Origin of the sequence: Nocardioides sp. YIM 152588, assembly GCF_040191335.1 — a bacterium.
In the GTDB taxonomy this organism is placed as follows: domain Bacteria; phylum Actinomycetota; class Actinomycetes; order Propionibacteriales; family Nocardioidaceae; genus Nocardioides.
In genome coordinates this window covers 1-18,658 of the sequence record NZ_JBEGDJ010000049.1, presented here as the reverse complement: position 1 = coordinate 18,658, position 18,658 = coordinate 1, and the positions used below count along the sequence as shown (strand labels likewise).

Below are 18,658 nucleotides of genomic sequence, written 5' to 3'. Positions count from 1 at the left end.
GGACTGAGCGATGACGACTCCCGTACCGGTCACCTGTCCGCTGTGCGAGGCCACCTGCGGGCTGCTCGTCACCCCGACCGCGGAGGGGATCAAGGTCCGCGGCGACCGCGACGACGTCTTCAGCAAGGGCTACCTGTGCCCCAAGGGCGCCTCCATCGGGGAGCTCCACGAGGACCCCGACCGGCTCCGGGCGCCCCTGGTCAAGCGCGACGGGGAGTTCGTCGAGGTGAGCTGGGCGGAGGCGTACGCCGAGATCGAGCGCCGCCTCCCGCCGATCCTGGCCGAGCACGGGCGGGACGCGGTGGCGGCGTACTTCGGCAACCCCACCGCCCACACGCTCGCCGGCGCCCTCTACCTGCGACCGCTGATCAAGGCGCTCGGCTCCCGCAACGTCTTCAGCGCCGGCACCGTCGACCAGGTGCCGCGGATGTTCGTGGCCGGCTACCTCTTCGGCGACGTGGCCAGCATCCCGGTGCCGGACCTGGACCGCACCGACTACCTGCTGGTCCTCGGCGGCAACCCCCTGGTCTCCAACGGCAGCATGATGACCGCGCCGGACATGCGCGGCCGGATCCGGGCGATCGCGAAGCGCGGGAAGGTCGTCGTCGTCGACCCGCGCCGCACCCGCACCGCGGAGGCCGCCACCGAGCACCTGTTCATCCGGCCCGGCACCGACGCCTTCCTGCTCCTGGCGATGGTCGAGACCCTCTTCGCGGAGGACCTGGTGACCCTCGGCGCCGCCGAGGGCCTGGTCCAGGGTGTGGAGGAGGTACGCCGGATCGCCGCCGACTACCCGGCCGAGTCCGTGGCCGCGCGGACCGGCGTCGACGCCGAGACGATCCGGCGCCTGGCCCGGGAGGTGGCCGGCACCGAGCGGGCGGTCGTGTACGGCCGGATGGGCACCACGACGAGCGCGTTCGGCACCATCAGCAGCTGGCTGATCGACGTCATCAACGTGCTGACCGGCCACCTGGACAGCCCCGGCGGCGCGATGTTCCCGATGGCGGCGGCCGGGCAGCCGAACACCCGTCCGGGGCCGCGCCGGCCGTTCCGCCACGGCCGGTGGCACAGCCGCGTCTCGGGCCTGCCCGAGGTGATGGGCGAGCTGCCGGCGGTGGTGCTGGCCGAGGAGATGACCACGCCGGGCGAGGGGCAGGTGCGCGCCCTGGTGACGGTCTGCGGCAACCCGGTGGCCAGCGTGCCCGGCTCCGACACGCTCGACGAGGCGCTCGCCGGCCTGGACTTCATGGTCAGCCTGGACGTCTACGTCAACGAGACCACCCGGCACGCCGACGTGATCCTGCCCGGCCCGACCCAGCTGGAGCGGGCCCACTACGACCTGCTCCTGTACCAGTACTCGGTGCGCAACATCGCGCGCTGGTCCGAGCCCGTCTTCGGGACCGACGTGCCGCCGGACTGGCACGCGATGGTGCGGCTGGCGGCGATCGCGTCGGGGGCCGGGGCCGACGTGCCCGTCGAGCAGCTCGACGACGCCCTCGCGGCGGGGCTGGCCCAGCTCAACGGCGCCGAGCCCGCGCCCGGCCTGCACGGACCCGAGCGGCTGCTCGACATCCTGTTCCGGGCCGGCCCCTACGACCTGACCTTCGCCGACGTCGCCGCCGCGCCGCACGGGATCGACCTCGGGCCGCTGCGCCCGCGGCTGCCGGGCGTGCTCTCCACCGCCAGCGGCCTGGTCGACCTCGCGCCCGCGGCGATCCTCGCCGACGTGCCGCGCCTCGAGGCGGCCGCCGCGGAGGAGCTCGACGCCGACGGCCTGGTGCTGATCGGGCGCCGCCACCTGCGGTCGAACAACTCGTGGATGCACAACGTCGCGACGCTGACCGGCGGCACCAACACCTGCACCCTGCACGTCCACCCCGACGACGCCTCCCGGCTGAGCCTGGTCGACGGCGGCCGGGCCGCCGTCGCGTCGGCCGCGGGCAGCCTCGAGGTGCCCGTCGAGGTCACCGACACCATCCGGTCCGGCGTGGTCAGCCTGCCGCACGGGTGGGGGCACGAGGGCGTCCGGGGGAGCGTCGCGACGAAGGACCCCGGGGTGAACTCCAACCGGCTCGGCGACGTGTCGGTGCGGGATGCCCCGACCGGGACGGCCGTGGTCAACGGCATCCCCGTGACCGTGGTGCCTGCCTGAGCGGCGCAGACCGCCCGCAGTGGACAACCGCATCGCCCGGATCGACGGTCGCCCGCGCGAGAGGGATCCGCGCCCGGTAGCGCGGCGCTCCCCGGCCCCCCAGTGCCGGAGAGCGCCGCTGTCCCCGGTGCCGCTCGGGATCGAGCGTGGCCCGACGAGGTCGGTTCGTCCACCGAACCGCAGGAATCCGAACAATCCCGAACAGCGTTCTTCCTATCGGTACCGTCCGGCTCATTCCGAGGAGTCGAGGGGGGACATCGCGGTGGGGGAGACCGAGCCATGGGGGCGGCGTTCGGCGGGGAAGTTCGACGACATCGCGGTCGGGCTGCAGCAGATGCGGGCGGCGGCGGGGAATCCGTCGTACGCCGAGATCGTGCGCACGATCGGCGAGCACCGACGGGGTGCGGGCGGCACGAACGCGTTCGGGGTGCCGGGCCGCACGACCGTGTACGACGCCTTCCGGACCGGCCGCCGCCGGGTCGACCCGGCGCTGGTCGGCGAGATCGTGCGCGCGCTGGGGGGCGACGACGAGACGGTGGCCGCCTGGCAGGCGAGGTGCGTGGCCGCCGCGGGCGGCGCCGCCGCCGCGGCGTCCCCGACCGTGGAGGTGCCGGCCGCCGGGACCGTCGACCCGGCCGCGGGGCTCGGTGCCGACGTACCGGAGCCGCCGGCGCCCGTCGCCGGTCCGGAGGAGGTGGCCCCGGGCACGGCGGTCGCGGTGCGGCGCCTGCCGGCCCGGGTGGTCGTGGCGGTGCTCGCCGGCGCGATCGCGGTCAACCTGCTCGGGCGGCTGCTGGCCGACTTCCTCGACGTCCCCCTCTACCTCGACATGGCCGGGACCGCGTTCGTGGCGATCGCGCTCGGGCCCTGGTGGGGTGCCGGCGTCGGCGCGGCGACGAACCTGGTCCGCGGGGCGCTGATCGCGCCGACGTCCCTGCCGTTCGCGGTGTGCAACGTGGCCGGCGCGCTGCTGTGGGGCTACGGCGTCCGGCGCTACGGGCTGCACCGGTCGGTGCCGCGCTTCCTGCTGCTCTGCGTCGGCGTCGCCGTGGTCTGCACCGTGCTGGCCACCCCGATCCTCGTCTACGGCTTCCACGGCCACACACAGCACGGCTCGGACCGGATGACCGACACCTTCCTCGGCCTGCACGTGGGGCTGCTGGTCTCCGTCTTCGGTGCCAACCTGCTCGCCTCGTTGATCGACAAGGTGCTGAGCGGCTTCGTGGCGCTCGGGGCGGCCGAGGCGATGGTCGGCCCGATCCCGGTCGACCGCGGGGCGCCGGGCGGGGCGGAGGCGGACCGATGAGCCGCGGCGCGTCCTTCGCCCGGGTGGTCGTGGCCTACCTGGTGGCGTTCGGGGGCGCGACGCTCTGGCTCGTGGCGGGCCCCGACACCCGGTGGCTCTGGCTCGACGGGCTGATCGCGGACCTGATCGCGACCCTGGTGGTCTTCGCGGCCAGTCGGCTGCACCACAACTCCAGCTGCTACGACCCCTACTGGAGCGTGCTGCCGCCGTTCCTCGCCGGCTACTGGGCGCTGGCCGCCGACCCCGGGGGCGACGGCACCCGCACCGCGCTGGTGCTGGTGGTGATCGCCGTGTGGGCGGTGCGGCTCACCGCGAACTGGGCGATCTCCTTCCCGGGCCTGCACCACGAGGACTGGCGCTACCCGCTGCTGCGCGAGCGCGCGGGTCGCCACGAGCTGGCCGTGGACCTGATGGCGATCCACGTCATCCCCACCCTGCAGGTCTTCCTCGGCCTGCTGCCCGTCTACGTCGCGGTGACGCGCCCGGGCCGTCCGGTGGGCTGGCTCGACGTGCTGGCGTTCGTCGTCGGGATCGGCGCGGTGCTGCTGGAGCTGGTCGCCGACGGCCAGATGCGTCGGTTCGCCCGGGACCGGCGGCCCGGCGAGGTGATGGACCGCGGGCTGTGGGGCTGGTCGCGGCACCCGAACTACTTCGGCGAGATCAGCTTCTGGTGCGCGCTCGCGCTGTTCGGGATCGCGGCCTCGCCCGCCGACTGGTGGTGGTGCCTGCCCGGCGCCGCGGCGATGGTCGCGCTCTTCCTCGGCGCCAGCATCCCGATGATGGAGCAGCGCAGCCTCGAGCGCCGTCCCGGGTACGCCGACGTGGTGGCCCGGGTGCCCCGGCTGGTGCCCCGGCCGCCCCGGTGGCAGCGGCCGCAGCGACCCGCGGTGCGGGGCTGAGCGCCGTGGCCGGCGGTCGTGGGCGGGAGCCCGGCCGGGAGGTCGGCCGGGCGCGACCCCGGGTGGTGGTCGCGGGCCTGGGGGACACCGGCGTGCTGACCGCGATCCACCTCTCGCGACGCGTCGACGTGGTCGGCATCTCGACGGCGCCGGCGCTGGTCAGCGGCCAGGAGCTGGGGCTGCGGCTGGCCCGTCCCGAGGAGTGGGCCCGCGACTACTGGGTCGAGTTCGGCCGGTTCCGGCGCCTCGACCGGGTGCGCGCGGTGCACGGAGAGGTGACCGGCCTGGACCGCCGCCGGCGGCTGGTGCACCTGACCGGGGCCGACGGCCGCGAACGCGCCGAGCCCTACGACGCGCTGGTGGTGAGCACCGGGGTGAGCAACGGGTTCTGGCGCCGGCCGGTCCTGCAGTCCGCCGACGACGTGGCCGCGGACCTGGAGCGGGCGCACAGCGAACTCGCCGCCGCGGGCGCGGTCGCCGTCGTCGGCGGGGGAGCGGCGGCGGTCGGCAGCGCCTACAACCTGGCCGCCCGGTGGCCCGGCAAGCGGGTGGACCTGTACTACCCGGGCGAGCGCGCGCTGCCCTCGCACCACGGGCGCGTGTGGGCGGACGTCTCCCGGCTGCTCCGCGAACGGGGGGTCGGCCTGCACCCGGGCCACCGCGCCGTCGTACCGGCGACGGGGGCGGACCGGATCACCGTCGGCCCGGTCGAGTTCAGCACCGGCCAGGACCCGGTCGGGGCGGACGCGGTGCTCTGGGCGATCGGGCGGGTCCGGCCGAACAGCGGCTGGCTGCCGCGCGAGCTGCTCGACGACGACGGTTTCGTGCGGGTCGGGCCGACCCTGCAGACGGCGGACCCGCGCATCTTCGCCGTCGGGGACGTCGCCGCCACCGACCCGCTGCGTTCCTCGGCGCGCAACCGGGCCGACCGGCTGGTGGCCCGCAACGTCCACGCCCTGCTGGCGGGCGCGGAGCTGGCCGAGTTCCGCGCGCCGCGGCACCGCTGGGGCTCGGTGCTCGGCTACCAGCCGGACGGGCTGCGCGTCTACGCGCCGTCGGGGCGGCCGTTCCGGCTCGGCCGGTTCGTGGTGGACCAGGGGTTGCGGCCCTGGGTGGTGCGCCGCGGGATCTACCGGGGGATCCGGGACGGCTGAGCCCGGATCCACCGAGCTGAGGAAGCGCCGACGGCGACCGCCCGGGTGGGCGGTCGCCGTCGTACGGGGCGGAGCGGGCTATCCGAAGATGCTGACACCGCCGGGGCCGATCAGCAGGCCGACGACGATCAGGACGATGCCCCACAGGATGTCGCGCTGGACGAGCCGGATGATGCCGGCCACGACCAGGACCACCGCGATCAGCCACAAGATGAACGCCATTGCTTCCACTCCTCTATGTCGGAGCCCCGGTGGGGGGCTCGCCGTTGGTTTGCGCCCGCAGCGGATCGCGCTGCGGGGTGCACGGACCACCTACCCAGGTGTGCACCCGGTCATGCCTGGAATTTGTTGACGCCGCCACCACCGTGCCGTCGGAGCGGTCGCGAGGCGGCCGATCTTGACTTAGTTCAAGTGTCGTATTAAATAGTCGTCATGGCCCTTGTCCTCGGCGTCGACTCCTCGACGCAGTCCACGAAGGCGGTCCTCGTCGACGGCGACGACGGCACCGTCCTCGACCAGCGCACCGCCCCCCACCCGCCCGGCACGGAGGTCGACCCCCGCGCGTGGCTGGCCGCCTTCGACGAGGCCACCGGCGGCCTCCTCGAGCGCGCCGACGCGCTGGCCGTCGGTGGCCAGCAGCACGGCATGGTGGCCCTGGACGACAAGGGGGAGCCGGTCCGCGAGGCGCTGCTGTGGAACGACACCCGCAGCGCCGGCGCGGCCCGCGACCTGATCGAGGAGATGGGCGGCCAGCAGGCGTGCGCCGACGCGATCGGCAGCGTCATGGTCGCCTCGTTCACCGCCTCCAAGCTGCGCTGGCTGCGCGACCACGAGCCGCAGCACGCGGCCCGCGTCGCGTCCGTCCTGCTGCCCCATGACTACGTCTCCCGCTACGCCTGCACCCCCGACGCCCCGGCCTTCACCGACCGCGGCGACGCCTCGGGCACGGGCTACTTCGACACCGCGGGCGGCGGGTGGCGCGCCGACCTCGCCGAGGCCGCGCTGGGCCACCTCCCGGCGCTGCCCACGGTGCTCGCCCCCGGCGCCGTCGCCGCCCACACCCCGCGCGGCCAGGTCGTGGCCGCCGGCACCGGCGACAACATGGCCGCCGCGCTCGGGATGGCGCTCGCCCCCGGCGACGTGCTGGTCTCGATCGGCACCTCGGGTGTGGCCTCCGCGATCAGCACCGCGCCGATCGCCGACGGCACCGGCACCGTGACCGGCTTCGCCGACGCCACCGGCAACTTCCTGCCGATGGTGACCACGATGAACGCCGCCGGCATCCTCGACCTGCAGGCGCGGCTGCTCGGCGTCGACCACGCCGGGCTCGCCGAGCTCGCGCTGGCCTCGACGCCCGGCGCGGGCGGGGTCAGCGTGCTGCCGTACTACGGCGGCGAGCGCACCCCCAACCGCCCCGACGCGACCGGCACCTGGAGCGGGCTGAGCCCCCGGACCACCCGCGCCGACCTGGCCCGGGCCGCGGTCGAGGCGCTGCTCTGCTCGCTGGCCGACGCCGTCGACGCCCTGGTCGCCCACACGGGCGAGGAGCCGCGGCGGCTGATGATGGTCGGCGGCGCCACCAGGAGCCCCGCGGTGCGCGCGCTGGCGCCCGCCATCCTCGGACGCCCCGTCCTGCTCCCGCCCGAGGGCGAGTACGTCGCCCTCGGCGCCGCCCGCCAGGCCGCCTGGGCGCTCTCCGGCGCCGCCGAGGCGCCCACCTGGGCCGCCTCCGGCACGACGGTGCTCGAGGCGGCTCCGACCCCCGGCGTACGCGACGCCTATGCGGCGCTGCGCGACGCCGCGCCCGCCCTGCCCTGACCCCCCGACTCGTTCCGCCCACCCCCACAAGGAAGTGAGACCTCCCATGACCATCTCGATCCCCGCCCCCACCCCCGAGGACAAGTTCTCCTTCGGTCTGTGGACCGTCGGCTGGCAGGGCGTCGACCCGTTCGGCGTCGCCACCCGTCCCCCGATGGACACCGTCCACGCGCTGGAGAAGCTGGCCGAGATCGGCGCCTACGGCGTGAACTTCCACGACGACGACGTGATCCCGTTCGGCAGCGACGACGCCACCCGCGACGCGATCATCGAGCGGTTCAAGAAGGGGCTGGCCGACACGGGCCTGGTCGTCACCACCGCGACCACGAACCTCTTCGGCCAGCCGATCTTCAAGGCCGGCGCGTTCAGCAACAACGACCGCGACATCCGCCGCTACGCGATCCGCAAGGTGATGCGCAACGTCGACCTCGCCGCCGAGCTCGGCGCCAAGGTGTACGTCGCCTGGGGCGGCCGCGAGGGCGCCGAGTTCGGCGCCTCGCAGGACACCCGGGTCGCGCTGGACCGGATGAAGGAGGCCTTCGACATCCTCGGCCAGTACGTCGTCGACCAGGGCTACGACCTCAAGTTCGCGATCGAGCCCAAGCCCAACGAGCCCCGCGGCGACATCCTGCTGCCGACCGTCGGCCACGCGCTCGCCTTCATCAACGAGCTCGAGCGCCCCGAGCTGGTCGGCGTGAACCCGGAGATCGGCCACGAGGAGATGGCCGGCCTCAACGCGGCCGCCGGGTACGCCCAGGCGCTGTGGTCGGGCAAGCTCTACCACATCGACCTCAACGGCCAGAACGGCCCGAAGTACGACCAGGACCTGCGCTTCGGCGCCGGCAACGTGCGCGGCGCGTTCTGGGTGGTCGACACCCTGCTCGCCGGCGGCTACGACGGCCCGGTCCACTTCGACTACAAGCCCTCGCGCATCGAGGACGAGGACGGCGTCTGGGTGACCGCCGAGGCGAACATCCGCAACTACCTCATCCTGCGCGAGAAGGTGAAGGCGTTCCGCGCCGACCCCGAGGTCCAGGCCGCGCTCGAGGCCGCCAAGCTCCCCGAGCTCGCCCAGCCGACCCTGGGCGAGGGCGAGGGCTGGGAGCAGCTGCTCGAGTGGGAGCTGCCCGACCCCGAGGTCCTGGGCGCCCAGGGTGCCGCGGTCGAGAAGCTCGACCAGCTCGCGCTCGAGCACCTCTACGGCGTGCGCTGACGCCGGACCACCCGCGGGGGAGCCAGTGGACGAGGCACGGACGACCGGCGGCGCCGGCGCGGAGCTCCTGCGCCGGCGCAACGCCGCGTCGGTGCTGCGCTCGCTGCGCGCCGACGGGCCGGCCAGCCGTGCCGAGCTGGCCGCCCGGACCGGGCTGGCCAAGGCCACCGTCGGCACCATCGTCGGCGGGCTCGAGGAGTCCGGCGTGCTCCGCGAGCTCGAGCAGATCCGCAGCGGCGACCGCGGGCGGCCCGCCGTCCGGGTGACCCTGGAGGGCGGCCGCCCGGTCGGCGTCGGGTTCGAGGCGAACGTCGAGTACGTCGCCGCGGTGGCCGTCGACCTGGCCGGCGCGGTGCGGCTGCGGCGTACCCGGCCGGTGGCCGACCTCGCCGACCCCGCCGGCGTGGCGGACGCGCTGTGCGGCCTGGCCGCCGAGGTCGCCGCACTGCTCGGCGCCGAGGGCCTGCGCCCGGTGGGCGCCACCGTCGCCGTGCCGGGCCTGATCGAGCCCGACGACCGCACCATCGCCTGGACCCCGAACCTGCACCTGACCGGCACCGCGATCGCGGACGGCGTCGACGCCGCCTTCGGCTGGCGGGGCCGCGTGCGGGTCAGCAACGACGCCGACTGCGGCGCGCTGGCCGAGCTGCACCGGGGCGCGGGGCGCGGCACCGACCACCTGCTGTACCTGACCGGCGCCGTCGGCATCGGCGCCGGGCTGGTCGAGGCAGGCCGGCTCGTCCGCGGCTCGCGGGGCTTCGCCGGCGAGGTCGGCCACCTGCCGCTCGGCGAGCCCGGGGCCGCGTGCGGCTGCGGTCGCCGCGGCTGCTGGGAGGCGTCGGTCGGCCTGCACGCGCTGCTGGACCGGGTCGGCATGGCCGAGCTGGAGACCCCCGCCGCGACCGCCGCGGCGATCGCGGAGGCCGCGCGCACCGACGACGCGGTCCGCGCCGGCGTCGTCGCCTCGGGGGAGTGGCTGGGCCGCGGCCTGGCCGTCGCCTGCGGCGTCCTCGACCCGTCCGTCGTCGTCCTCGGCGGCTACTTCGCCCCGCTGGGCGACCTCGTCCTCGCCCCGGCCCGCGCGATCCTGGCCGACGCCTTCGCCGCCCCGGTCCAGGTCGCCCCCGAGCTCCGCGTCGGCACGCTGGGGACCGAGGCCGCCGCCCTCGGCGCCGCGGAGCGCGCCGTCGCCGGCATCCTCGACGGCCTCGTCGACCTCCCTTGACACCCGATCGCCGAGTTGGGGGAAACCGACCGCCGAGTTGGGGGAAACCGACCGCCGAGTCGGGCGAAACCGACCGCCGAGTCGGGGATGAGCGACACGCGTCGTGTCGCAAAGTCCCGACTCGACGGTCGGTTTCCCCCAACTCGCGCGGAGGGTGTCAGCCGGCGAGGCGCGCGTGCGCGTCCTGCACGCCGGCGGCGAGGCTGCCGATCGGATCGGTGAGCACCGGCTCGAGGGCGATCTCGGCGGCGCCCAGGAGCACCGAGTCGCCGCCCAGGCCGGGGGAGGTGATCCGCAGCGCCTCCTTGGCCGGGCCCAGGGCCCGCTCGGCCAGGCCCGCGGTGATCTCCGCCCGCAGCAGGCGGTGCAGCGGGCGGAAGTAGCCGCCGAGGATCAGCATCGAGGGGTTGAACGCGTTGGCCACCGCCGCCAGCCCGCGGCCGAGGTTGGCCGCGATCGGGCGCAGCGCGCGGGGAGGCGTGGCGTAGCCGTCGAGCACCTCCCCGAGCCGCACCACCTGCTCCGCGGGGCAGCCGATGGCCTCGGCGATGGCGTGCGCGCCGACCACGGTCTCCCAGCAGCCGCGGCTGCCGCAGTGGCACGGGGCGCCGGCCGGGTCGAAGCTGAGGTGGCCGATCTCGCCGGCGTACCCGCCGGCACCCTGGATCCGCATGCCGCCGGCGATCACGCCGGAGCCGACGCCGACGTTGCCGGAGATGTAGACCAGGTCGTCCACGCCGATGCCGACGCCGCGCCGGTGCTCGGCGAAGGCGCCGAGGTCGCCGTCGTTGCCGAGCGTCACCGGCACGTCGAGGCCGAGCGCGGCGAGCAGGATCGACCCGAACGAGACGTCCTGCCAGCCGAGGTTGGGTGCCTGCCGGATCAGGCCGTCGCTGCGCCGGATCATGCCGGGCACGCTGACGCCGATGCCGAGCAGCGAGGTGCTCCGGTCGGCCACGGCGACCACGTGCCGGATCAGCCCGGCCACGGCCGCGCCGACCTGCCACGCCTCGGCGCCGGGCGCGATGGTCGCCTCGGCGCGCTCGAAGACCTGCCCGCCGAGGCCGACCCGGGCCGCCACGGCGCGGTCGACACCGAGGTCGACCGCCACCACGTACGGCCCGGTGCCGGCGAGGCGGACCGAGGGGGAGGGGCGCCCGGCCGAGCGGCGCCCGGTCGAGGACGTCCCCTGCTCGAGGAGCCCGCGGCTCTCCAGCTCGGCGACGAGCGCGGCGATGGTGCTCCGGTTCAGCCCCATCTGCGTGGTCAGCTCGGCGCGCGAGATCTCCCCGGTGCGGTGCACGTGCCGGAGCAGGGTCCCGAGATTGTGGCGCCGCACCCCCTCCTGGTTGGTGCCGGCGCCACGCGTGTTGGCGCTCATGGCTGCGTTACACGCCGCTCGCCGACCGCCGACGGCGCGTGATGGCGTCGACGCTCGCCGCCAGCAGCAGCACGCCGCCGGTGACCAGGAAGTTGGCGTAGCTCTTGTCGATCAGCAGCGGCAGGCCGTTGTCGACGGTGGCCAGCACCAGGCCGCCGATGACGCCGTTGATCGCCTTGCCCCGGCCACCGAAGAGGCTGGTGCCGCCGATCACCGCCGCGCCCACGGCGTACAGCAGCACGTTGCCGCCACCGGAGGCGGGGGAGACGCTGCCCGAGTACGAGGCCTGCAGGATGCCCGCGACCGCGGCCAGCGAGGAGCAGAGGACGAACGCCATGGTCCGCATGAAGACGACGTTGATGCCGGCCCGGCGGGCGGCCTCGGCGTTGCCGCCGACGGCGTACAGGTGGCGTCCGAAGGTGGTCCGGCCGAGCAGGAAGGTCATCAGCAGCAGGATCACGATGACGACCGGGATCATGTAGGGGATGCCCTCGATCGGGAAGTTCGGGTTCACGCTGCGGTTGCCGTTGAAGTACCAGGTGAGGCCGAGGACGATCACCCCGAAGGCGACGATCCGGATCGCGACGAGGCTCATCGGCGGCCGGGCCAGGTCGCGGGCGACCTGCCGGCGGTACTTCAGCAGCGCGAAGGCGGCGTACGCGGCGAAGAGGACCACGGCGCTGATCCAGCCGACGGTCGGCGGCACGTTCTTGATCGCCAGGCCGCGGAGGACCTCCTGGTTGAAGCGGAGCGCGCCGCCCTGGCCGATCAGCCACAGCATCACGCCTTGGAGCGCGAGGAAGAACGACAGCGTGACGACGAACGATGGGATCCCGAGGCGGGCGACCAGGGTGCCGATCAGGAACCCGATGATCGCGCCGGCGATGATGCCCGCCAGGACGGCGACCGGCCAGGACTGGCCGTGGTCGAGGATCGCCAGCGCGGTGACGGCGGCGCCGGTGCCGCTCGCGACGCCGGCCGACAGGTCGATCTCGCCGAGCAGCAGGACCGGGACGAGCGCCATCGCGAGGACGCAGATAGAGGCCGCCTGCAGGGTCAGGTTGGCCATGTTGAGCTTGGTGAGGAACGTGTCGCTGGCGATGCCGAAGACCACGAAGAGGGTCAGCAGGCCGAGGACCGCGGGCAGGGAGCCCATGTCGCCGCCGCGGAGGCGGTTGACGTAGTCGCGGCCCGCCTCGGCCAGGGTGGCGGCGCGGTGGGTGTCGCCGGAGAAGTCGGAGCCGGCGTAGGACGGGTTGGGGGTGCTGGTGTCAGTGCTCATGTCGGCTCCCGGTCAGATCGCGGCGGTGTCGGAGTCGGTCAGCCCGCGGGTCTCGCTGTGGCCGGCGGTGATCAGCTCGACGATCTCGCGGTGGGAGACCTCGGAGGCCGGTACGTCGGCGGCGACACGGCCCAGGTAGAGGGCGGTGATCCGGTCGGCGACCTCGAAGACGTCGGTCATGTTGTGCGAGATCAGCACGACGCCGAGCCCGCGGTCGGCCAGGCGCCGGACGAGGTCGAGCACCTGACGCGTCTGCGCGACGCCGAGCGCCGCGGTGGGCTCGTCGAGGATGACGATCTTGGAGTTCCAGAGCACCGACTTGGCGATCGCGACGGTCTGGCGCTGACCGCCGGAGAGGCTGGCCACCTGCTGGCGGACGGACTTCACGGTGCGCACGGAGAGCGAGGCGAGCGTCTCGCGGGCCTTCGACTCCATGGTGACCTCGTCGAGGACGGGGCCCGCCTTGAGCTCGCGGCCGAGGAACATGTTCTCGACGATGTCGAGGTTGTCGCAGAGCGCGAGGTCCTGGTAGACGACCTCGACGCCGAGGGCGGAGACGTCGCGGGGGCCGTGCACGTGCACGGGCTTGCCGTCGAAGAGGTAGTCGCCGCTGTCGCGTCCGTAGATGCCGGCGATCACCTTCACCAGCGTCGACTTGCCGGCTCCGTTGTCGCCGACGAGCGCGGTGACCTGGCCGGGATAGACGGCGAAGTCGACGTCGTGCAGCACGTGCACGACACCGAAGCTCTTGTTGATGCCGCGCAGCTCGAGCAGCGGTTCGGTCATGGCCTGCCTCCAGGGGGCGGCGCGGCGGGCGCGCCGGGGGTTCGGGTGGATCGTGGGTGGGGCACCCGGGCCGGTCCGGCCCGGGTGCCCCCGGTGGTGCTGGTGGTGCTGTGGTGCTGGTGGTGCTGGTGGGGCGTCGGTGCCTCCGGTCAGGAGATGCCGGCGTCCTTGCAGAGCTTCGCGTACTTGCCGGCGCACACGTCGTCGGCGGTCTGACCGCCGTCGTCGATGACCGCCTTGACGTCGTCCGGGCTGGCGATGGACTGCGGGTCGAGCAGGATGCTGGGGACCTCTCGGCCGCCCTCGCTGTCCTCGGTGGTGCCGTTGGTGTCGGCCTCCTCGCCGTTGGCCAGCGCGATGGCCGCGTCGGCCAGCGCACCCGCCTCGAGCGTGGCGGACTTGTAGACGGTCATGCACTGCGTACCGGCGAGGATGTTCTGCAGGCCGCTCACGGTCGCGTCCTGACCCGTCACCGGGACCTTGCCGGCCTGGCCGTTCTTCTCCAGGACGGAGATCGCGGCGCCGCCGAGGCCGTCGTTGGCCGCGAGCACGCCCTGCACGTCACCCTTGGCCTTGGTGTACATCTGGTCGAAGATCGTCACCGCCTGGTCGTTGTCCCAACCGGGGACGGCCTGCTCGCCGACGATCGTGTAGTTGCTCATCCCGTCGAGCACGCTGTGCGCGCCCGCGGAGAACAGCGTGGCGTTGTTGTCGTCGGGCGAACCGTTCAGGTAGATGATGTTCGCCTTCTCGTCGCCGACGCAGTCCGCCAGACCCTGGCCCTGCAGCTCGCCGACCTTGGTGTTGTCGAACGAGATGTAGTACGCCGCCGAGCCGCCGAGGGTGAGGCGGTCGTAGTCGATGGTCTGGACGCCGGACGCCGCCGCCTTCTCCTGGATCGCCGCGCCGGACGCGGAGTCCAGGTTGACGATCGCCAGCACGGTGACGCCGTCGGCGATCATGCCGTCGGCGATCTGGGTCATGGTGTCGGCGTTGCCCTCGGCGTTCTGGATGTCGTACTCGACACCGGCCGCCTCGAACGCGTCCTCGAGTGCCGGACGGTCCGCCGTCTCCCAGCGCACCGAGGACTGGGTGTCGGGAAGGATCACACCGATCTTGCCGGCCGAGGAGCTGTCGCTGCTGCTCCCCGAACCGGAGTCATCGTCGTTGCCGCATGCCGTGAGCGAGAGAGCGAGCCCGAGCCCCGCCGCCACGATCGCAGCGTTCCTGCGCTTCAACATCAACCGCCTCCTTGCGATCCCCGGCCCGGGCGTCGCGTGGGTCGCGCACCTTAATCAGCGGGCCATATGTTGTTTCGCACAACATAAAGAGTGATCGGCGTCACGTCTAGGGCGGGGTCGATTGGATCGTGACAACCGTCACGGTTCACGCTCAAGTCCCCCAAAAAGAAGGACGCCCGGGTGGTCGTGACCACCCGGGCGAACCGTCGGAGAATCAGCGGGTCGGTACGCCGTACAGCGTGGTGCGCTCGCGCACCGGCCGGTCGATCCCGGCGCCGATCTCGACCAGCTCCTCGACCGTCTTGGCGCTGCCGTGCTCGGAGCCCGCCATCCGGGAGATGGTCTCCTCCATCAACGTGCCGCCGAGGTCGTTGGCGCCGGCCCGCAGCATCGCGCGGGTGCCCTCGACGCCCAGCTTGACCCAGGAGGTCTGGATGTTCGGGACGCGGCCGTGCAGCAGGATCCGGGCCATCGCGTGCACGGCGAGGTTGTCGCGCAGCGTCGGGCCGGGCCGGGCGACGCCCGCCAGGTAGATCGGCGCCGAGGTGTGCACGAACGGGAGCGGCACGAACTCGGTGAACCCGTCCGCGCCGTTCTCCAGCGCGGTGTCGTGGACGCGGGCGAGCACCTTGAGGTGGCCCACCCAGTGCCGCGGGTTGTCGACGTGGCCGTACATCATCGTCGAGGTCGTCGGGATGCCGACCCGGTGCGCGGTGGAGACGATCTCGATCCAGGTGCTGGCCGGCAGCTTGCCCTTGGTCAGCACCCAGCGGACCTCGTCGTCGAGGATCTCCGCGGCGGTGCCGGGCAGCGAGCCGAGGCCCGCCTCGCGCGCCTTTATCAGGAAGTCCTCGATCGAGAGCCCGGTGCGGGCGGTGCCGTTCACGACCTCCATCGGGGAGAACGCGTGCACGTGCATGCCCGGCACCCGCTGCTTCACCGCGGCGACCAGGTCGAAGTACGCCGACGCGGGCAGCTGCGGGTCGATGCCGCCCTGCATGCAGACCTCGGTGGCGCCCAGCTCCCACGCCTCCTGCGCGCGGTCGGCGACCTCGTCGTAGGAGAGCGAGTAGGCGTCGGCGTCGGTGCGGCGCTGGGCGAACGCGCAGAACCGGCAGCCGACGTAGCAGACGTTGGTGAAGTTGATGTTCCGGTTGACCACGTAGGTGACCTCGTCGCCGACGGTCTCGCGCCGCAGGTCGTCGGCCAGCCGGGTGACCTCGCGGAGCAGGTCGCCCTCCGCGGTCATCAGCGTGAGCGCGTGCTCGTCGGAGAGGTTGCCCGGGTCCTTCTCGGCGGCCCTCAGGGCGGATAGTCCCTGACGAAAAGCACCAGAATTCCCGCCGGAACGGTGCTTTTCGTCAGGGACTACCCCCGACGACGTGTGCGCCGCCTGCTCGCGGACCGCGTCCCAGTCGCCGTACACGGAGCCGAAGTCGCTGCGGCGGTCGGCGGAGCGGCCCTCGGTGTCGACGGCCTCGTGGAGGTCGGTGCGGCCGGTCGAGACGCCGGTGTCGAAGCCGCCGTCGGGCTCCTGCCACGGCAGCCCGCGGGGCAGTACGCCGGGCAGCGCCAGTCCGTCGGGGCCGGCCAGGGCGGCCACGTGGCCGGAGACGCGGGGATCGATCCACGCCTCGCCGCGCTCCAGGGTGCCGCGGACGTACTCCGGGTGCACGGTCAGCCGGGCGCGCAGGTCGAAGCCGCAGGCCTCGGTGATCTCGCGGAGCCGGTCCAGGGAGGGCCACGGGCGCTCGGGGTTGACGTGGTCCGGGGTGAGCGGGGAGACCCCGCCCCAGTCGTCGATGCCCGCCTCCAGCAGCAGCCGGCACTCGGTGGAGCCCTCCCCGCTGTCGACCAGGTTCGGCGGCGCCTGCACCCGGGCCTTGGGGCCGAGCACGAGCCGGGTGACGGCGATCGCGGCCCGGAACTCGGTCAGCCCCAGGTCGTCGGTGTGGCGCATCGCCGTGTCGGGCTTGGCCCGGAAGTTCTGGACGATGACCTCCTGCACGGCCCCGTAGGCGCGGGAGGTGGCGCGCAGCGCGAAGATCGTCTCCGCCCGCTCGGCCAGCGTCTCGCCGATCCCGACGAGCAGGCCGGTGGTGAACGGGATGCCGTGGCGGCCCGCGTCCTCCAGCACCCGCAGCCGGACCTCGGGGTCCTTGTCGGGCGAGCCGTGGTGGGCCTCGCCCTTGGTCTCGAAGAGCCGGCGCGAGGTGGTCTCCAGCATCATCCCCATCGACGGGGAGACCGGCTTGAGCCGGTTGAGCTCCTCCCACGACATGACACCGGGGTTGAGGTGCGGCAGCAGGCCGGTCTCCTCCAGCACCCGCACCGCCATCGCCCGCACGTAGGCCAGCGTCGAGTCGTACCCCTGCTCGTCCAGCCACTCCCGCGCCTCGGGCCAGCGGTCCTCGGGCCGGTCGCCGAGCGTGAACAGCGCCTCCAGGCAGCCGACCTCGGCGCCCCGGCGGGCGATGTCGAGGATCTCGTCGGGGGAGAGGTACATCGCGTGGCCCTTGCGGGTCAGCTGGCCCGGGGTCTCCACGAACGTGCAGTAGTGGCACCGGTCGCGGCACAGCTTGGTGACCGGGATGAAGACCTTGGGGGAGTAGGTGACGACGCCGGGGCGCTCCGCGGCCACCAGGCCCGCGTCGCGCACCCGCGCCGCCGCGGCGGTCAGCCGGTCCAGGTCGTCGCCGGTGGCGGCCAGCAGGACGGTCGCCTCGTCCAGGTCGAGGGCGGCGCCGCGCTCGGCGCGCGCCAGGGCCCGGCGGATCTGCTGGGGGGTGGGCACGTCACTCATCAGTGGCAGGCTATCCGCCCGCCGAACGGGGCGGTGCGGATGTTCACCGCAGAGCGGTACGGCGGCGCAGTGGTGGTGGTTTCGAGGCTCGCTTCGCTCGCACCTCAACCACCGGAGGCTCGCTTCGCTCGCACCTCAACCACCGGGGGCCTCAGTTGTCGAGCACCGCGCGCAGCTTGCCGATCACCGCGTCGAACAGCTCGTCCCAGCTCAGCGGCGCCGACCACGTCACGATCTGGCCGCGACCGGTGGAGCTGGCCGTGACCGAGAACGTGCACTGGCCGCTGGCCGAGGCACAGTCGCCGCCGTTCTGGCGCAGTGTCGCGCTGACCGTGTCGTAGGAGCCGAACCCCTCGAACCACAGCTCCCACGAGTTGCAGGGGCCCGAGGAGGTGTCGACGCAGGAGTCCAGCTTCTTCCAGTACAGCCGCTTCGGCTTGGAGGTGCCGCACGACTCCTGCTCCGCCGACCGCGTCGTGCCCCAGGCGTAGGTGGCGTCGACGTGGGCCGTCACGCAGACCTCGACGCCGCCCTCGCCGGCGTCGGCGCGCAGGGTGCCGCCCGTCAGTGTCCGGCTCTGGTCGCCGACGTCGACGGTCACCGTGGCGACGGCGTTGGGCACGTCGGTGCTGCCGAAGGAGAAGCGCACGGCGCGGTAGGCGGGCCGGGCGGTCCCCGTCGGGGCGGTGACGTCGTCGGCGTAGCACTCGTCGAGCGCGGCGACGGTGTCGCCGGCGGTGGCGGTGGCGCTCTCGCTGTCCAGGCCGAGCGTGTCGACGGCCAGGAAGCCGGCGACCGCGCCCGGGCCCAGGTCGCTCAGGCAACCGGTGTCGTCGAGCTGCCACGCTGAGCCGACCTGCGCCGCCCAGTCGTCGCCGCAGTCCAGGAGGGCGGTCAGGTACGTCGTCGCGTCCTCGTCGTCCCACTGGCCGGTGTAGGCCCAGCCGCGGTCCGCGGAGTCGTCCTCCTCGATCAGGCCCGAGTCGGCGAGCGCACCGGAGCGGCGCTCGGAGAGGAGCTCGTCGGCCGCGCACTGCCGCTGCGCGTCGTCGGCCCACTCGGGTGCGGGCGCCTCGATGGCGATCGTGTCCGCGGCGTCCTCGTCGGCGGCGCTGAGCGGCCCGATGCCCAGGCGCCCGGTCGCGTAGAGGAATCCGGAGACGGCGAGCCCGGCCACCAGCACCAGGACCACCGCGGCGGCGACGATCCACTTCCAGGCAGAGCGCTTGCGCGGCGGCGGGCCCTGCGGCGGCCACCCCCCGCCGTACGGCGAGCTCGGGCGGCCGCCGGGAGTCGGCCCACAGGGCGACGACGAGGCCGCCGGTGGAGTGGCCCGCCAGGACGACCTTCCGGTGCCCGTCGCGCGCGGTGCACGGCGTCCGGGACCTTGCCCGCGGC

The 18,658-nt window shown here is 73.8% G+C and carries 14 protein-coding genes; 7 read left to right on the top strand and 7 right to left on the bottom strand.

The genetic code is table 11. The features are described 5' to 3' along the window. Positions 1–10 precede the first annotated feature (10 nt). The 4 genes from ABLM29_RS18025 to ABLM29_RS18010 all read left to right on the top strand — a co-directional run bounded on the left by ABLM29_RS18025 (position 11) and on the right by ABLM29_RS18010 (position 5,511). Positions 11–2,152: a molybdopterin-dependent oxidoreductase gene (locus tag ABLM29_RS18025; RefSeq protein WP_349715841.1), complete on the top strand. Its 2,142-nt coding sequence runs from the start codon at positions 11–13 to the stop codon at positions 2,150–2,152. 262 nt (positions 2,153–2,414) lie between these two features. Further along, on the top strand, positions 2,415–3,458 hold the full coding sequence (locus ABLM29_RS18020; protein ID WP_349715837.1) for an ECF transporter S component: 1,044 nt from the start codon (positions 2,415–2,417) through the stop codon (positions 3,456–3,458). After that, positions 3,455–4,357, top strand: a complete 903-nt coding sequence (locus ABLM29_RS18015) for a DUF1295 domain-containing protein (RefSeq protein ID WP_349715834.1) — start codon at positions 3,455–3,457, stop codon at positions 4,355–4,357. The genes ABLM29_RS18020 and ABLM29_RS18015 overlap by 4 nt, the downstream gene beginning before the upstream one ends. 5 nt (positions 4,358–4,362) lie before the next feature. After that, positions 4,363–5,511, top strand: coding sequence for an FAD-dependent oxidoreductase (locus tag ABLM29_RS18010; RefSeq protein WP_349715833.1), 1,149 nt, complete (start codon positions 4,363–4,365; stop codon positions 5,509–5,511). Positions 5,512–5,589: 78 nt separating this feature from the next. Here the strand turns inward: ABLM29_RS18010 and ABLM29_RS18005 are convergent, their stop codons facing one another. After that, positions 5,590–5,733 (bottom strand): GPGG-motif small membrane protein, encoded by a 144-nt coding sequence (locus ABLM29_RS18005; protein WP_349715831.1) that lies wholly within the window; start codon positions 5,731–5,733, stop codon positions 5,590–5,592. 210 nt (positions 5,734–5,943) lie between these two features. Here ABLM29_RS18005 and xylB point away from each other — a divergent pair, with 210 nt between their 5' ends. Genes xylB through ABLM29_RS17990 form a run of 3 tightly spaced genes read left to right on the top strand, consistent with a single transcriptional unit; the run spans position 5,944 to position 9,767 of the window. Then, positions 5,944–7,329, top strand: a complete 1,386-nt coding sequence (gene xylB, locus ABLM29_RS18000) for a xylulokinase (RefSeq protein WP_349715830.1) — start codon at positions 5,944–5,946, stop codon at positions 7,327–7,329. Positions 7,330–7,375: 46 nt separating this feature from the next. Further along, complete coding sequence (xylA, locus tag ABLM29_RS17995; protein WP_349715828.1) at positions 7,376–8,542, top strand: xylose isomerase; 1,167 nt, start codon at positions 7,376–7,378, stop codon at positions 8,540–8,542. Between the two features lie 25 nt (positions 8,543–8,567). Further along, positions 8,568–9,767, top strand: a complete 1,200-nt coding sequence (locus ABLM29_RS17990; RefSeq protein WP_349715826.1) for an ROK family protein — start codon at positions 8,568–8,570, stop codon at positions 9,765–9,767. A gap of 157 nt (positions 9,768–9,924) precedes the next feature. On the opposite strand, the gene ABLM29_RS17985 is transcribed toward ABLM29_RS17990, so the two are convergent. The 6 genes from ABLM29_RS17985 to ABLM29_RS17960 form a co-directional block, all read right to left on the bottom strand. Then, the gene (locus ABLM29_RS17985) at positions 9,925–11,148 is read right to left on the bottom strand and encodes an ROK family transcriptional regulator (protein WP_349715823.1); all 1,224 of its coding nucleotides are present in this window, start codon (positions 11,146–11,148) and stop codon (positions 9,925–9,927) included. A gap of 7 nt (positions 11,149–11,155) precedes the next feature. Next, positions 11,156–12,430, bottom strand: coding sequence for a sugar ABC transporter permease (locus ABLM29_RS17980; RefSeq protein ID WP_349715821.1), 1,275 nt, complete (start codon positions 12,428–12,430; stop codon positions 11,156–11,158). 12 nt (positions 12,431–12,442) lie between these two features. Then, positions 12,443–13,216 carry an ATP-binding cassette domain-containing protein gene (locus tag ABLM29_RS17975; protein ID WP_349715819.1) on the bottom strand — a complete coding sequence of 258 codons (774 nt, stop codon included), beginning with the start codon at positions 13,214–13,216 and terminating at the stop codon, positions 12,443–12,445. Positions 13,217–13,365: 149 nt separating this feature from the next. Beyond that, complete coding sequence (locus ABLM29_RS17970) at positions 13,366–14,457, bottom strand: sugar ABC transporter substrate-binding protein (RefSeq protein WP_349715818.1); 1,092 nt, start codon at positions 14,455–14,457, stop codon at positions 13,366–13,368. A gap of 214 nt (positions 14,458–14,671) precedes the next feature. Continuing rightward, positions 14,672–17,260, bottom strand: a complete 2,589-nt coding sequence (locus tag ABLM29_RS17965; protein ID WP_349715817.1) for a bifunctional FO biosynthesis protein CofGH — start codon at positions 17,258–17,260, stop codon at positions 14,672–14,674. Between the two features lie 151 nt (positions 17,261–17,411). Beyond that, positions 17,412–18,452, bottom strand: a complete 1,041-nt coding sequence (locus tag ABLM29_RS17960; protein ID WP_349715815.1) for a hypothetical protein — start codon at positions 18,450–18,452, stop codon at positions 17,412–17,414. Positions 18,453–18,658 lie beyond the last annotated feature (206 nt).

Coding starts and splice junctions, on each gene's coding strand:
- ABLM29_RS18025 (WP_349715841.1), top strand. CDS start 11: ATGACGACTCCCGTACCGGTCACCTGTCCGCTGTGCGAGGCCACCTGC.
- ABLM29_RS18015 (WP_349715834.1), top strand. CDS start 3,455: ATGAGCCGCGGCGCGTCCTTCGCCCGGGTGGTCGTGGCCTACCTGGTG.
- ABLM29_RS18005 (WP_349715831.1), bottom strand. CDS start 5,733: ATGGCGTTCATCTTGTGGCTGATCGCGGTGGTCCTGGTCGTGGCCGGC.
- xylB (WP_349715830.1), top strand. CDS start 5,944: ATGGCCCTTGTCCTCGGCGTCGACTCCTCGACGCAGTCCACGAAGGCG.
- xylA (WP_349715828.1), top strand. CDS start 7,376: ATGACCATCTCGATCCCCGCCCCCACCCCCGAGGACAAGTTCTCCTTC.
- ABLM29_RS17985 (WP_349715823.1), bottom strand. CDS start 11,148: ATGAGCGCCAACACGCGTGGCGCCGGCACCAACCAGGAGGGGGTGCGG.
- ABLM29_RS17980 (WP_349715821.1), bottom strand. CDS start 12,430: ATGAGCACTGACACCAGCACCCCCAACCCGTCCTACGCCGGCTCCGAC.
- ABLM29_RS17975 (WP_349715819.1), bottom strand. CDS start 13,216: ATGACCGAACCGCTGCTCGAGCTGCGCGGCATCAACAAGAGCTTCGGT.
- ABLM29_RS17970 (WP_349715818.1), bottom strand. CDS start 14,457: ATGTTGAAGCGCAGGAACGCTGCGATCGTGGCGGCGGGGCTCGGGCTC.
- ABLM29_RS17965 (WP_349715817.1), bottom strand. CDS start 17,260: ATGAGTGACGTGCCCACCCCCCAGCAGATCCGCCGGGCCCTGGCGCGC.